The organism is Amycolatopsis sp. NPDC004378, from assembly GCF_053602455.1.
Genome location: NZ_JBSGDR010000035.1, coordinates 53042 through 67082, shown reverse-complemented (window position 1 = coordinate 67082; position 14041 = coordinate 53042). Strand labels below are relative to the sequence as shown.

Below are 14041 nucleotides of genomic sequence, written 5' to 3'. Positions count from 1 at the left end.
CACAGCAAAACGATTTTATTTTGCTGTTGAGGTTTGTTCTGAGGGGTGAACATCCGTTGGGGCGCCGCGGCCCCGCCCGCGCCGCCGCGCCCCGCCCGCCCCCGCCCTCGACTGGGAGAAGAGCCGTGTCGCGCACCTGCTGACGCGGATGGAGAACCGCGGCCTGGTGGCGCGGACCGAGGACGGCGCCACCGGCCGCCGGACCGGGATCGAGCTGACCGGCGAAGGCCGCCGAGCGGCGGAGAACGCCACCCGGGCCCACGGCGCCACCATCCGCCGGCTCGTCCTCGACCGGCTCACGCCCGGCCAGGCCGCGGCCATCCGCGCCTGGAGCGAGCAGCTCATCGGGTCCTAGAACAGGGCCGCGACCAGGGCGGCGACCGGCGGCAGGGTCTGGGCGAGCGCGCCGGCGCGCCCGGCACCGCGCGGTCGGCTGAGGGCCAGCAGGTCGGACACCCCGAGCGCGATCCCGGCCAGGGCCATGTACCCGCAGGTGTAGAGCACCAGCGCGCGGCCCGCTTCGACGTTCCCGGTGTTCAGCAGGACGATCCCGACGACCGGGCCGGCGGCGAGGAACAGGTTGTAGAAGCCGACGTTGAACGACCACAGCCGGGTGGCGGGCACGTGCTCGGTCGGGACGCTGAAGATGTCCCGGTGCACGCCCGGCCGTTCGAACAGCACGACCTCCCAGGTGAAGGCCAGCAGGTGCACCAGCGCGGCGATCCCGGCGAAGACCTGGACGGCGGCGTTCACGGCTCCACCAGCTCGACGCCGTGCCGCCCGGCGACGTCGGGAACCTGCTCCGGCGCGGCCTGGTCGACGTCGCGGAAGAACCGGCCCATCGCGCCGGTCAGGCTCACCGCGAGGAACTGCGCCGAGGGCGTGTGCACGGTGAAGGTGTTGACCGCGCCCGCCGGGATGCTGATCGACGCGCCCGGACCGAGGTCGTGGAGCTCGCCGTCGACGTAGACCGTGATGCGCCCGTGCAGCACGTAGAAGCTCTTCGCCCACGGCTCGGCGTGCGGCGGGACCGACGGCCCGCGGGGCGCGTCGACCTCGAACAGCTCGTAGGCGCCGCCGGTGTGCTCGGCGCCGACCTTGACGGTGATCCGCGCGTCCTTCGAGTCGAGTTCCGGGCCTTCGCCCGGGCCGCTGAAGTGGGTCATACCGCCGACGCTAAGCAGCAGGCGGGCGGCCGGACATCCCGGAAACGCGGGATACCGGCGGCCCGGCGCGCGGCGCATACTGCGTCCATGTGGGAGGGCCGGGCGCGGGGAGTGCGGCGCGAGGTCGCCGCACTCGCGACGGCGGGTGTCGGCGTCGCCGAACTGCACGCCGCCGCCATCGAGCTGGTCGACCGCGTGGTCCCGGCGGAGCTCACGTGCTGGGCGTCGCTGGACCCGGACACCGCGGTGATCAGCTCGATGACCAGCGGGCGCACCCGGATCCCCGGCGAGTACGAGCCGCTGCTGGCGACGTACGAGTACGACGGCTCCCAGCCCCACACCTTCGCCGAGCTGGCCCGCCGTCCGGTGCCGGTGGCCCGCCTCTGGGACCTCCCGCGCCGCGACGCCGAACGCAGCGGCCGGTTCGCCGAGGTCTGGCGGCCGCTGGGCCTCGGCCACGAGCTGCGCGCCGTGTTCCGCGTCGACGGGACGTCGTGGGGCGCGGCCGGCCTGGTCCGCCGCGGCGAGTTCAGCGACCGCGAGGTCGAGTTCCTGACGTCGGTCGCGCCGGCCCTGGCCGCGGCGACGCGGGTGGCCGCCCGCACGCGCGACGCGGGGGAGCGGGCGGAACCGGCGATCGTCGTGGTCGGCCCGGACGGCCGTCAGCGTGCCGCGACGGCGGCGGCCGCGGCCTGGCAGGCCGAACTGGACGAGATCGCGCCCGGCCGGTTCGCGGTGTTGTTGCGGGCGGTCGTGGCCGGCGCCCGGGCGTCGGGGTCGTTCCGCGCCCGCGTCCGCGACGCCCACGGCGGCTGGATCCTCCTGCAGGCCAGCCGGTTGCTGGGGGAGGACGACGACGAAACCGCGGTGACGGTCGGGCGCGCGTCGGGTGCCGAGCTGCTGGGTGTCCTGCTGGCGGCTTACGGCCTGACGGCGCGGGAGCGTGACGTCTGCCGCGAGGTCCTGGCCGGCCGGTCCACATCGGACATCTCCGCGCGGCTCGGCATTTCGGCGCACACCGTGCAGGACCACCTCAAGTCCGTGTTCGCCAAGGTGGACGTCCGCAGCCGGGGTGAGCTGACGGCGAAGCTGTTGTCCTAGAGGACCTTCCGCAGCAGGGCGTTGACCTCGTCGGGGCGTTCCATCGCCGGGAGGTGGCCGGTGTCGGCGAGCTCGACGAGCTCGGCGTTCGGCAGTGACTCCGCGAGGTGGTGGGACAGCTCGACCAGGCCGAGCGCGTCGGACGTGCCGATCACGACCTGCGCGGGGGTCGTGATCTCGGCCAGCCGGTGCCGCGTGTCCGGGATCCTCTCCGTCCACTGTGGACCGTTCCGCTCGCGCCGGTACACCTGCTCACACATGTCCCGGACCAGCGCGAGCATGCCGGCCGGCAGCACCGAGACGTCCCGCTCCGGGCCGGCGACGAGGTAGCGGATGTTGGCGTCCGCCATCGCCCGTTCGTCCGCGGTGTCGATCCCGGCGGACAGCCGGGCGATGTCCTGCTGCATGTGCTCCGGCCAGGTGTGCCCGGTCAGGCCCGAACCGAGCAGCACGAGCCGGGTGACCCGCTCCGGCGCGGCGAGGGCGGCGTCCAGCGCGCACGCCCCGCCCATCGACGCCCCGACCAGCGCCGCTCGCTCGATCCCCCGGGCATCGAGCAGGGCCAGCAGGTCCTCGTAGTGGGCGTGCTCGCCGGACCCGTCGCCGGTTTCCCCGAAGCCGCGGCGGTCGTAGCGGATCACCCGGTGTGCGGCGGCGAGCGAGGCGAACTGGGCGTCCCACATCCGGCGGTCGCCGATCGCGGCGTGCAGCAGCACGACCGCGGGCCCCTCACCCGCTTCGTCGTAGCCGAACGCCGTTCCGCCCACCTCGATCGTCGCCATGGTGCCCAAGCTAGCCACCCGACCGTGTCACACACCGCAGTTTTCGCTCAGAGCGAGCGGTTAGGGTGCCAACCATGACCGACGGATTCGACCTGACGCGCGACGGTGAAGTCGCCCGGCTCACGCTGACCCGGCCGGAGAAGATGAACGCCATCACCTACGGCATGTGGTCGGCGATCCCGGACGTCGTCGCCGAGGTGGAGGCCGACCCGGCGCTGAAGGTGCTGGTGATCGCGGGCGCGGGCCGGCACTTCTCGGCGGGTGCGGACATCAGCGAGTTCGGCGAGCTGCGGACGACGGCCGAGGGCGCGGCGAGCTACGACAAGGCGGTCGAGGGTGCGGTGGCGGCCCTGACGGCGATGCGCAAGCCGTCGGTGGCGATGATCCAGGGCAACTGCATCGGCGGCGGCTGCCAGGTGTCGGTCGCGTGCGACTTCCGGTTCGCGGCCGAGGGGTCCCGGTTCGGCATCACGCCGGCGAAGCTCGGCATCGTCTACCACTTCGACTCGACGCGCCAGCTGGTGTCCCTGGTCGGCCCGGCGCACGCGAAGTACTTCCTGCTGTCGGGCGAGCTGATCACGGCGGCCCGGGCCCGCGAGATCGGGCTGCTCAACGACGTCTTCCCGGCCGCGGAGCTGGAGTCTTCGACGCTGGAGTTCGTCTCGACGCTGTGCTCCCGCTCGCAGGCCTCGATCCGCGGGATGAACCGGATCATCGAGAAGATCGTCGCCGGCCAGGAGACGTCCGACGCCGAGGTCGAGGAGATCCGCTCGGAGGCTCTCCACGGCGTGGACTACGCCGAAGGTGTCGCGGCGTTCCTGGCCCGGCGCCCGCCTCGGTTCACCCACCGCTGACCAGGATCGTCACGAACCCGCCGTTCGCGGCCACCGGCACGCTCAGCCGGCCGTCCGCCGAGACCTCCGACCGCTCCCGCAGCAGCCCCGACGGACCGTCGCGGAGGGTGTCGGCGAGCCAGCGCCCGTGGTCCAGGAAGCCGAGCGGCACGTCGACGGTCTTCGCCGGGCCCGCCGAGAGACCGCCGACGAACCACCGGTCCCCTGAGCGCCGCGCGAACACGGCCTCCCGGCCGGGGCGTCCGGACAGCAGCCGGGTCTCGTCCCAGACCGTCGGCAGCCGGTCGAGCGTGCGCAGCGCTTCGGGCCGGGCTTCGTAGTTCTCCGGCTTGTCCGCGCCGTGCTGCCAGCCCGACTCGAACACCAGGAACGCCGCCACCTCGTGCGCGTCGGTCGTGTCGCGATCGGACACCACGAACGCGGTCGGCGTGTAGTCCATGCTGCCGACGACGTTGCGGGTGAACGGGAACATCGTGTTCGTCGCGGCCCGCGTCCGGTACTGCTCCGCGCCCCGGACGGCCTCGAAGCTCATCACGTGCGGCCAGGTGCGCTGGAAGCCGCGGGGGATGGTCGCGCCGTGGAAGTTGATCATCAGGCGGTGCTGGGCGGTGGCCCGCGCGATGTCGTCGTAGAACCCGAAGCGCGCCTGCGTGTCGGAGTCCATGAAGTCGACCTTGATCCCGGCTGCGCCCCAGGACTTGACCAGGGGCAGCCACTTCGCGCGCTCGGCCGCCGTGTCGAGGGAGGTCCACCGGAACCACAGGATCACCTCGACGCCGCGCTCACGCGCGTAGCGGATGACGTCCGGCACCCAGGACGCGTCCCAGCCCTCGTCGACGAGCAGGTACGGCCAGCCGTGGCGGGCGGCGAAGTCCGCGAACTGCTTCTGCCGCACGGGATCGCGCGGACTGTCGTGTTCGGACAGCCACGACCACGCCACCTTCCCCGGCCGCACCCAGGACGTGTCGGCCAGCTTTGACGGCGGGGCGAGGTCGTCGACCAAAGTGGACTCCGTGACGGTCGCGAGGTCGCCGGTGATCGCCACCCGCCAGGGCGTGACGAAAGGCCCGTCCCCGGTGACGGCGGTGTCGGCCAGCTTGATCCCGTAGCCGGCCGTCCCGGCCGCGTGCGTCAAGCGGGCGCCCGAATACCGGCCGTCCACATCGGACTCGGTGAGCAGCGTCCAGCTCCCGTCGCCGGTGTCGAACAGGGACGGGAAGCCGTAGTCGCCCGCCTTCGCGCCACCCGCGGTCGTTTCGGTGCGGACGCCCTCGTAGTTGGGGGAGTAGGGCAGCAGCCAGGCCGGCGCCGACGCGGGCAGCGTGAACGACGACGCCTCGCCGGTGATCGTCCCGCCGGCGGGCAGCACGTAGCGGTAGGCGACGCCGTCCGCCGCCGCGCGCACGACGACGTCCAGCCGGGTTTCGCCCGGCCCGGCGAACGACAGCGTCGTTTCCGCCGCCCTCGCGTGCCGCCGAAGCCGCTTGCCCGTCGTCATCGTGTAGTGCTCGTCGACGACCCGGTCGGCGCGGCGCAGGAACCGCAGGTCACGCGTCAGGTCGGCGGCCTCGGTCCGCAGGCCCAGCGGGGCGGGTGCGAGCACGGTCGTGGTGCCCCGGGAGACCCCGAAGGTCAGGCCGCCGTCACCGGTGCGGGCGACCTCGGCGGTCACCGCGCCGGTCAGGCTCACGGTCCAGCGCTCGGCTGCGTCGGCGGGCATGGTGGTCAAGAGGGTAGTGGTCAGGGCGAGCCCCGCGGCGACGAGCCTCACCGGCCGCTTCAGGCGTCCAGGTAGGCGTGGAAGTGCTCGGCGACGACGTCGGTGACGCCGGCCGGATCGAGCCTGCCGTCGATCTCGATGACGCGGATGCCGAGCTCCCGCGCCGAGCGCACGGCCTGCGCGGCGAGCATCCGGTCGCGGGTCAGCCGGGTGCGCTGGCGCGGGATCGCCGGCGCGTCCGGCCGGTGGCGCAGCTGGTGCTGCCGGAACAGCTCGGTCGGCACCAGCACGACCATCCGGCCCGGCGCGTCGACGAGCGGTGCCACCAGCTCCGGCCGCAGCCCCCAGCCCTCGGCGACGATCGGCCGCGGCGACGTCAGCGCGCGCAGGTCGTCCAGCGCGCACTGGAAGCGTTGCCGGAGCTCGGCCACCAACGCGGTCAGCTGGTCGCCGGCCGGGACGTCCTCGGCCGGTGCGGTGCCGGGCCGGGTCCGGTCGTCGTGGTGGTAGGTGGTCAGGCCGTGGCGTTCGGCCAGCAGCCGGGCGACCGTGGACTTGCCGGTCCACGGGGCGCCGCCGATCCACAAGGCCTTCCGCAGGGTGCCGAACGGATCCGAGGTCATCGTTCGACTATTGCGGCACCGGCGGGCCGAAGCCAGCGTTCGGGCGCCGGTTGAGCCGTTCAGCGCAGGGTGACCCCACGCGTACGGGCGGCCACCACCGGATCGGTCACGTTCTGTCGCCTTCGTCGTCGACCACCAGGACGGTGGCGCTGTCGGCGAAGCCCGGCTCCTTGTCGAACCGGAACCGGAACTGCCCGCCCGGCCGGATCGCGGCGATCACCTGCGTCTCGGCCGTGTCGAGCACGATGATCGAGTGCTCGGCGGTGATGGGTTCCTGGCTCAGCACGACGTCCGGCCGCGGTCCGGGCACGACGACCGGGATCGGCAGGGTGCCGCTGACCGAGCCCGAGCCGTCTTCGTCCTCGTGGTGGTCCACCGGCTCGAACGGGGCCGGCGGCAGCACCTGCGGACGGCGCCGCCACCAGAGCCCGGCGAGCAGCCCCGTCAGCAGCCCGCCGGTGCCGCTGACGGCCGAGGCGAGCCCGACGCTCAGCCCGGAGGCCTCGGGGACGGGCTTCGCCTGCGGCGCCCGAGGTGCGGCCGACGGTTCGGGCGGCAGCGGGCCGAACCGGACCGCGGGGTCCTGGGCGTCGTCGGGCAGCTGCAGCACCTGGCCGGGCTCGATCTGCGTGGCGTCGATGAACGGCGTCCCGTCCGGCCGCGGCCGGCCCTGGTTCAGCTTGAAGATCTCGGGGAAGCGCCGCCCGTCGCCGAGCGCGCGTTCGGCGATCTTGAACAGCGTGATGTCGTCCGGGTTGTCCGCGTGCGGGACGATGAAGTACTTGACCGACGGCGGAGGTGGTGGAGCGGACTGCGCGAGCGCGGGGCCGCCGGCGAGGACGGCGAAGAGGACCCCGGCGGCGCCGGCCTGCCCGGCCCGCCCGAGGACGCGGCGCACCGCGGGAACCCGGTTTCCGACCATGGTCGACACCCTCTCCCCGGTGACCCCGGCGGGTCCCGGTGTTGCCCCACTAACACGGGGCCGGAGCGGGCGTGGTTCAGATCTTGTCCCAGGGCACGGTTTCGTACGCGCCCGCGAGCATCTCCACCGCGCGGTCCGCGGGCGGCAGCACGAGGTCGTCGACGGCGGCGACCGCGCGTCCCGGCGTCTCGGAGTTCGTCAGGAACAGCGCGTCGAACCCGGGGAGGTCGGCGGGCCGGACTTCGCGCGTCTCCTGCGGAACACCCCGGCGGCGCAAGGCTTCCTGCTGCACCAGCATCGTGATCCCCGGCAGCACCGCGGCTTCCGGCCAGACGACCGTGTCGCCGGCCAGGAACCCGGCGTTCCAGATCGACGCCTCGCTGATCCGGCCGGCCGGGTCGACGAACAGCGCGTCGTCGAAGCCGGCGAGCCGCGCCTGGCGGGAGTGGTGGATCAGGCCGAACGTGCCCAGGTGCTTCACCTGCGGCAGATCCCGTTGGTACGGCACGGTCTTCAGGCGCAGTGGCGCCGGGTCAGGCTCTTGCGGCGGGTGCGTGCGGACCAGGATCTCCGGCGTCATCGGCTCGTCGAACGAGCGCGTGAGCACGACCACCCGCACCGAAAGCGCGGGTTCACCGGCGACGGCCTGCCGGACGTGGGCCAGGACCCGGTCGACGTCGAGGTCGGCGCCGAACAGCAGCCGGGTGCTCACCGTGAGCCGTTCGAGGTGGTGGGCGAGCCCGCGGACCCGCCCGTCCCGGACCTGCATCGCGGTGAAATGCCCGTAGGAGGTCATTCCCGCGACGAAGGCACCCGGGCCGAGCGGCTCCCCGTTCAGCTCGATGCGACCCGGCACTACTGGACGGTGACGCCCGTGAACTTCACCTGCTTCGTCGGCGCACCCGTGCCGTCCTGCGGGTTCGGGTTCGCGATGCCCGCCTTGGCGACCGCGTCGAGCACCTTCAGGCCCTCGTCGCTGATGCTGCCGAACACCGAGTAGTCCGCCGGGAGGCCGTCGGCGGTGCCGTAGACCATGAAGAACTGGCTGCCGCCGGAGTTCGGCTGGGACGTCTTCGCCATGGCGAGGATGCCGCGGCCGTACTTGATCTCCGGGAACGCCTCGTCCGGCATCGTGTAGCCGGGGCCGCCCTGGCCGTCCTGGGTCGGGTCGCCGGTGGCCGACGGGTCACCGCACTGCAGCATCTGCAGGCCTTCGGTGCCGAGCCGGTGGCACATGGTGTCGTTGTAGAAGTTCTGCTTGGCGAGGCTGACGAAGCTCTGCACCGCGCAGGGCGCGAGCGCCCGGTCGAGCGTCAGCGGGATGTCGCCCGCCGTGCTCTTCAGCGTCACGTTGACCGTGCCCGTCGACGCGACGTTCTTGCCGTCGGGCACGTTGACCTTCTTCGGCGCCTTGCCCGTCGTGTCGGCCTTGAAGTCGCACGTCGTGGGGTTCGGCAGCGCCTTGGTCCGCTTCGGCATCGCCGCGCGCTGCGTCGGGATCTGGACCTCGGTGGGCGACGGCGTCGCCGACGGGGAGGCCGCGGTGTCGGTGGTGTCCGCGCCGTTGGCGCTCACGATCCAAACCACGATGCCGGCGATGACGAGCACCGACACGGCCGTCACGCCGATGCCGATCTGCTGGCGCCGCTTCCGCTGCTCCTTGCGACGGTCGAGCTGACGCTCGAGTTTGCGCTTCGCAGCTTCGCGGCGCTGCTGGTTGGTCGCCACCCCGTACCCTCCAGGATTCCGCTTGAGTCACACGTCTGAGGTAGCGGCAGTGTATGGGCACAGCCTGTGAGGACCATGTACAGGGCCCGCTAGTCTCAACCTGATCGTGATCGGCGCCATCCGGCGCGGATGTCCGGGAGGCGTTCGGTGCTCGTCGTCGGGTTCGTCAGCGGCCCGCTGCAGGCCAACTGCTACCTGCTGGCGGAGGCCGCCGGCGGGCCGTGCGTGGTCGTCGATCCGGGGCAGGAGGTGGCCGCGCCGCTGGCCGCCGCACTCGCCGAGCACCGGCTGGTCCCGGCGGCGCTGGTGGCCACCCACGGGCACCCCGACCACGTCGCTTCGGCCGCGGAGCTGTCGGCCGAACACGGCGTCCCCCTGCACCTGCACCCCGCGGACGCGGAACTGCACGACGGCGCCAGCGTCCCGCTCGAGCGGGGCACCTTCGCCGGTCTGGACATCGACGTCCGGCACGTGCCCGGGCACACTCCGGGCTCGGTGGTGCTGGGCCTCGAGACGCCCGAGGGCGGGCGGCTCGCGCTGACCGGCGACACGCTCTTCGCGGGGTCGATCGGCCGCGGGGACGTCGAGGCGGTCGTGCGGGAGCTGGTGGCGGGCCTGCCGGACGACACGGTGGTGCTGCCGGGCCACGGCCCGGCGACGACGATCGGGCGGGAACGCGCGGGCAACCCGTTCCTCGCCGGGACGGGGGCGTGAGCGTGGCCGAGGAGAAGACCGAGCGGCTGGCGCTGTTCGAGGAGGACCCGCGCGGCCGCCGTCGCCGCGGGATCTCGGGGCTGATCGGCGTGGTGCTCGTCGCCGCGGCGTTCGGCGGGGTCGCCGGCCTGATCGGCGGCACCCTGACCGGGCTGGTCGTCGCCGTCGTGATCGCGCTGCCGCTCCTGTACGTCATGGCGGTCAGCATCCGGCGCCGCGTCTGGCTGGAAGGCTCGACGCTCATCGTGCGGACGTGGGGGCTGCGCCACGTCGACCTGGTCACCGCGACCCGGCTCGACCTGGTGATCGGCGACGTCCGCGGCTCCCGCACGGTGAGCCTGCTGGTCAACGCGGGCCAGCGGGGCAAGGTGGCGAAGGTCGACCTGGCGGTGTTCTCCGGGACCGGCGGGCGCGAGCTGGGCATCCTGCAGCTGCGGAAGCTGGCGAACGCGCTGATGAACAACGTCGAGGCGAACGGCCTGGTGTTCGGGGAGCTGCTGGTCTCCGAGCTCAAGGCCGAGGCGCGCGGCGCCGGCGTGGCCGAACGGCCGCTCTACCGGCTGGCGTCGGTGGCACCGTCCGGCAAGTACGTGCAGCGGTTCACCATGGAGGCCGTCAGCCGGTTCGTGGCGACTCTCGACTGAGCTGCTCGTCTTCGGCCGCACGCAGCTGCTCGAGCTGGTAGACGAGCTCCGGGACCTCCTGCGCGACGTACGCCGTGAGCCGCTCGACGTGGTGCAGCGTGGCGCGGACGTCGTCGAGGGCGGTCGCGATGCGCGGCAGCGATTCGACGGCCTGGACGGCGGCGGTGACCACCCGCAGCGCACCCCTGACGACCTGCCGCGGCCCGATCAGCACGAACATGGCGTCTCCCCGGGTCGGCTGCCGCCTTCCTACCGCGTCCGTCCGCGCTGGTCGCGGCCGGGGTTCGCGGGTGTTACGGGTGTGACGGAACGGCTTTCGTGGTGCTGCTGAGGTAGGTCGCGGGCTCGCGGGAGGCGATCAGCGCGGCGAGGATCGTCGTCACCGGGACGGCCGCCACGATGCCGACGCTGCCGGCGAGCGTGCGGACGATCTCCTGCGCGATCTCCTCGCTGCCGAGCAGCGAGCCCAGCCCGACGCCGGAGATCGACGAGTACAGCAGCACCGGCAGCGCGGCCCCGGCGTAGGCCATCACGAGCGTGTTGACCGCCGAGCCGACGTGGTCGCGGCCGATCCGCAGGCCCGAGTGGTACAGCTCGCGCCAGGTCAGCTCCGGGTTCGCGCGGCGCAGCTCCCAGACCGCGCTCGTCTGGGTGACGGTGACGTCGTCGAGCACACCGAGCGCGCCGATCACCACGCCGGCCAGCAGCAGCCCGCGCGAGTCGATGCCGTGGCCGAGCGACCCGATGAGCGTCGACGTGCTGTCGTCGAGCCCGGTCAGCGAGGCCGCGGCGGAGAAGATCGCCGAGAGGACGCCGATGAGGGCGAGGCTGACAAGCGTGCCGAGCACGGCCGCGGACGTTCTCGCGGACAGCCCGTGGGTCATGTACAGGGCGATGAACATGATCGCGCCGGACCCCGCGATGGCCACCACCAGGGGGTTCTCGCCGGCCAGGATGGCCGGGAGGATGAACAGGGCGATCACGACGAACGACAGGCCGAGCGCGACGAGCGCGGCGACGCCCTGCCAGCGGCCGAGCACGAGCACGGCGACGGCGAAGAGCGCGGCGAGCACCAGCAGGGGAGTGCCGCGCTGGAAGTCGACCAGCTGGAAGCTCGCCGGGTCGCCCGCGTTGCCGCCGTTGTAGGCGAGCACGACGGCGTCTCCCGCGGAGAAGCGCGGGGTGCTCGGCTCGATCGGCACGGTCAGCTTCAGCGGCTTCCCGGCGGCCGGGCCGTCGGTCATCGTGAGGTCGACGGTCAGGCAGGGCTTCGCGTTCGGGTCCTGCTGGTCGCCGACCTGGACCTGGCCCTGCGCGAGGCAGGGGCCGGTGTTCGTGGTCTTGATGTCGGCGGCGACCGGGGTGCCCTGCGGGACGACGCTCGTCGGCGACGCCTTGCCCCACGGGTACAGCACGATCATGCCGACGACGGTCGCGACGGCCAGCGGCGCGAGCAGCCAGATCAGGAGGAGCCGGACGCGGCGGGAGGCCGGGGCGGCGGGGCCGTGCCCGTGTCCGTGGCCGTGCCCGTGGCCGGTTTCCGGTTCAGGCTTCTTCGCGGGCCGCTTGACGCCGTTGGCGGGCACGCGCTGCCGCTGGGGTCCGGTGTCGGTCCGCTTGTCCCCGGGGACGCGCTGGGCGCCCGGGACCCGCTGGGGCCCGGTGCCGTCGCGGCGGCGGGCGGGGTCGGCGGCGCGCCGGGCGCCGTCGGCGGGCGGCCGGCGGACAGGCTTGCGGGGCGATCCCGGCGCACCCGGCGTTACGGGCGTTGCGGGCGTTCCGCGGGCCGGAGAAGGGGACACCTCGTCCGTGACCCGGCGAATCGGTCCGGTTTCGTCGTCGGCGAGGTCGGGGCGGTCCACCCGCACATCCTGACAGCGGGTTTTCCCTGGCCGCACGAGGGGCCGCCGACGGCCCGGTTAGTCCGGATGCCCCGTGTCGACCCTCAACGCCCGGTGGTCGTGTGATCGGGGGGTCGACACGCGTGATTGGGGGTCGACACGGTGTCAGCCGTAGGCCTGGCGGACGTGGACGCGGCGGTAGGCCGACGGCGGGGTGTCGAAGTGGTCGAGGAAGGCTTGGCGCAACGTCTCGGTCGAGCCGAAGCCGCAGCGGCGGGCGATCGTGGCGAGGGGGAGGTCCGTGCCGGAGAGCAGGCGGGCCGCGTGCTCGGTGCGGACCGTCCGGACGTACTTGCCCGGTGTCGTGCCGAGGTGGGCGTCGAACAGGCGCGTGAGCTGGCGGGTGCTGATGCCCGCCCGCGCGGCGAGGGCCGGGGTGCCGAGGTCGTCGTCGAGGTGCTCGGCGATGTACGCGGTGAGGTCGCGGACCTCGCGGTGTTCCGGCGGCGGGCCGGCCAGGAACAGGCTGACCTGGGCCTGGTTCCCGGGCCGCTGCAGGTAGGTGACCAGCGCCCGGGCGGCCTCGCGGGCCAGTGACGGGCCGTGGTCGGCCTCCACCAGCGACAGGGTCAGGTCGAGCCCGCTCGTCACGCCCGCCGCGGTGTAGACGTTGCCGTGCCGGACGTACAGCGGCACCGGGTCCACCGTCACCGACGGGTAGTCGCGGGCAAGCCGGGCCGCGTAACGCCAGTGCGTGGTCGCGCGACGGCCGTTGAGCAGCCCGGCGGCGGCGAGCACCTCGGCGCCGGTGCACACCGACGCGACGCGCCGGGCCGACCGGGCGAGCCGCCGGACGTGGGCCAGGACGCGCTCGTCGGCCGCGGCGGCGGTGCTGCCCCAGCCGCCCGCGACGACCAGCGTGTCGAGGTCCCCGGCGACCTGGTCGAGCCGCAGGTGCGGCTGGAGCGTCAGACCCGAGCCGGTGCGGATGCCGTGGCCGTCGACCGACGCCAGCTGGAGGTCGTACGGCGGCCACGCGCCGAGCCGGTTGGCGGCGTCGAACACGTCGGCGGGGCAGGCGATGTCCAGCAGCTCGGCGTCGGCGTATCCGACGATCGTGACCCGTCTGGGTGAGCCTGGCATGATCGCACGCTAACACCCGGCCCGGCGCTCGGACGCGGTTCGCAGGATTTCGGACATCCGGGTCTTCGCCGCGCGCGGCTCCCGCCAGGGTGAGGGCCATGACCGATGAGCAGAAGACGATCGCCTTCGTCGTTTACCCCGGACTGACGCCGCTCGACCTGGTCGGCCCGCTCCAGGTCCTGAGCGGGCTGGCGCAGATGGTGCCGGGCTACCGGACCGTCGTGGTGGGCGCCTCGAAGGACACCGTGGGTACCGACACGCCGCTGAGCGTCGCGCCGAGCCACACGTTCGACGAGGTGCCGTCGCCCTTCGCGGTGCTGGTGCCCGGCGGGACCGTGCCGACGCTGCGGGCGATGTCCGACGAGCGCCTGCTCACCTGGCTGCGCAGCGCGGCCGCCGGCGCCGAGCTCGTGACGTCCGTCTGCACCGGTTCGATGATCCTCGGGGCCGCCGGGCTGCTCGAGGGCAAGCGCGCGACGACGCACTGGATGTTCCGGGACCTGCTGCCCGGGCTGGGCGCGACGCCGGTGGCCGAGCGCTGGGTCGAGGACGGCCGGGTGATCACCGCGGCGGGCGTCTCGGCCGGCATCGACCTGGCGCTGCACCTGGTGGAACGGCTGGCCGGGCGGCAGGTCGCGACGAACGTCCAGTTCGCCATCGAGTACGACCCGGAACCGCCGCAGGGCGGCCTGGACTGGGCGAACCAGCCGTACGGCGACCTCACACCGCTACGGGAGCACACGTTGCGGGAAGGGCTGGCCGCGAACCCGGAGCTCTTGGCGCAGCTGCTCGCGCACGCCTGA

Annotated in this window: 17 protein-coding genes; 6 read left to right on the top strand and 11 right to left on the bottom strand. The window is 73.3% G+C overall.

Features of this window, described 5'->3' with window-relative positions:
• The first annotated feature begins 148 nt into the window (after nt 1-148).
• Nucleotides 149-355 (top strand): hypothetical protein, encoded by a 207-nt coding sequence (locus ACWEN0_RS46745; RefSeq protein ID WP_451988078.1) that lies wholly within the window; start codon nt 149-151, stop codon nt 353-355.
• Here ACWEN0_RS46745 and ACWEN0_RS46740 read toward each other — a convergent pair.
• A complete protein-coding gene (locus tag ACWEN0_RS46740) occupies nt 352-753 on the bottom strand; it encodes a DUF1304 domain-containing protein (protein WP_451988076.1) in 402 nt (133 codons plus the stop codon). The genes ACWEN0_RS46745 and ACWEN0_RS46740 overlap by 4 nt on opposite strands.
• The gene (locus tag ACWEN0_RS46735; protein WP_451988074.1) at nt 750-1166 is read right to left on the bottom strand and encodes a cupin domain-containing protein; all 417 of its coding nucleotides are present in this window, start codon (nt 1164-1166) and stop codon (nt 750-752) included. Before ACWEN0_RS46735 ends, ACWEN0_RS46740 begins: the two co-directional genes overlap by 4 nt.
• A gap of 87 nt (nt 1167-1253) precedes the next feature.
• Here ACWEN0_RS46735 and ACWEN0_RS46730 point away from each other — a divergent pair, with 87 nt between their 5' ends.
• A complete protein-coding gene (locus ACWEN0_RS46730; RefSeq protein ID WP_451988072.1) occupies nt 1254-2267 on the top strand; it encodes a helix-turn-helix transcriptional regulator in 1014 nt (337 codons plus the stop codon).
• Here ACWEN0_RS46730 and ACWEN0_RS46725 read toward each other — a convergent pair.
• Nucleotides 2264-3049, bottom strand: a complete 786-nt coding sequence (locus tag ACWEN0_RS46725; protein WP_451988070.1) for an alpha/beta fold hydrolase — start codon at nt 3047-3049, stop codon at nt 2264-2266. The genes ACWEN0_RS46730 and ACWEN0_RS46725 overlap by 4 nt on opposite strands.
• A 74-nt stretch (nt 3050-3123) precedes the next feature.
• On the opposite strand from ACWEN0_RS46725, the gene ACWEN0_RS46720 reads away from it, so the two are divergent.
• Complete coding sequence (locus ACWEN0_RS46720) at nt 3124-3903, top strand: enoyl-CoA hydratase/isomerase family protein (protein WP_451988068.1); 780 nt, start codon at nt 3124-3126, stop codon at nt 3901-3903.
• On the opposite strand, the gene ACWEN0_RS46715 is transcribed toward ACWEN0_RS46720, so the two are convergent.
• From ACWEN0_RS46715 to ACWEN0_RS46695, 5 genes are all read right to left on the bottom strand, one after another.
• Nucleotides 3890-5623, bottom strand: coding sequence for a glycoside hydrolase family 97 catalytic domain-containing protein (locus ACWEN0_RS46715; RefSeq protein WP_451988066.1), 1734 nt, complete (start codon nt 5621-5623; stop codon nt 3890-3892). The two genes, ACWEN0_RS46720 and ACWEN0_RS46715, sit on opposite strands and share 14 nt — an antisense overlap.
• A gap of 59 nt (nt 5624-5682) precedes the next feature.
• Nucleotides 5683-6246: a hypothetical protein gene (locus ACWEN0_RS46710; protein WP_451988064.1), complete on the bottom strand. Its 564-nt coding sequence runs from the start codon at nt 6244-6246 to the stop codon at nt 5683-5685.
• A gap of 106 nt (nt 6247-6352) precedes the next feature.
• Entirely contained in the window at nt 6353-7168 is an 816-nt protein-coding gene (locus ACWEN0_RS46705) for a LysM peptidoglycan-binding domain-containing protein (protein WP_451988062.1), read from the bottom strand.
• A 76-nt stretch (nt 7169-7244) separates the two neighbouring features.
• Nucleotides 7245-8024 carry an aminotransferase class IV family protein gene (locus ACWEN0_RS46700; protein WP_451988060.1) on the bottom strand — a complete coding sequence of 260 codons (780 nt, stop codon included), beginning with the start codon at nt 8022-8024 and terminating at the stop codon, nt 7245-7247.
• Complete coding sequence (locus ACWEN0_RS46695; protein WP_451988058.1) at nt 8024-8896, bottom strand: peptidylprolyl isomerase; 873 nt, start codon at nt 8894-8896, stop codon at nt 8024-8026. The genes ACWEN0_RS46700 and ACWEN0_RS46695 overlap by 1 nt, the downstream gene beginning before the upstream one ends.
• Nucleotides 8897-9043: 147 nt before the next feature.
• Here ACWEN0_RS46695 and ACWEN0_RS46690 point away from each other — a divergent pair, with 147 nt between their 5' ends.
• Together ACWEN0_RS46690 and ACWEN0_RS46685 are read left to right on the top strand one after the other, a co-directional pair.
• A complete protein-coding gene (locus tag ACWEN0_RS46690) occupies nt 9044-9610 on the top strand; it encodes an MBL fold metallo-hydrolase (protein WP_451988082.1) in 567 nt (188 codons plus the stop codon).
• Nucleotides 9607-10254, top strand: coding sequence for a hypothetical protein (locus ACWEN0_RS46685; protein ID WP_451988056.1), 648 nt, complete (start codon nt 9607-9609; stop codon nt 10252-10254). The genes ACWEN0_RS46690 and ACWEN0_RS46685 overlap by 4 nt, the downstream gene beginning before the upstream one ends.
• Here ACWEN0_RS46685 and ACWEN0_RS46680 read toward each other — a convergent pair.
• The 3 genes from ACWEN0_RS46680 to ACWEN0_RS46670 form a co-directional block, all read right to left on the bottom strand.
• Nucleotides 10226-10474, bottom strand: a complete 249-nt coding sequence (locus ACWEN0_RS46680) for a hypothetical protein (RefSeq protein ID WP_451988054.1) — start codon at nt 10472-10474, stop codon at nt 10226-10228. The two genes, ACWEN0_RS46685 and ACWEN0_RS46680, sit on opposite strands and share 29 nt — an antisense overlap.
• 73 nt (nt 10475-10547) lie before the next feature.
• Nucleotides 10548-12116, bottom strand: a complete 1569-nt coding sequence (locus tag ACWEN0_RS46675) for a YibE/F family protein (protein ID WP_451988052.1) — start codon at nt 12114-12116, stop codon at nt 10548-10550.
• 144 nt (nt 12117-12260) lie between these two features.
• Nucleotides 12261-13238 (bottom strand): GlxA family transcriptional regulator, encoded by a 978-nt coding sequence (locus ACWEN0_RS46670; protein ID WP_451988050.1) that lies wholly within the window; start codon nt 13236-13238, stop codon nt 12261-12263.
• A 98-nt stretch (nt 13239-13336) separates the two neighbouring features.
• Between ACWEN0_RS46670 and ACWEN0_RS46665 the strand changes: the two genes are divergently transcribed.
• Nucleotides 13337-14041 carry a DJ-1/PfpI family protein gene (locus ACWEN0_RS46665; protein WP_451988048.1) on the top strand — a complete coding sequence of 235 codons (705 nt, stop codon included), beginning with the start codon at nt 13337-13339 and terminating at the stop codon, nt 14039-14041.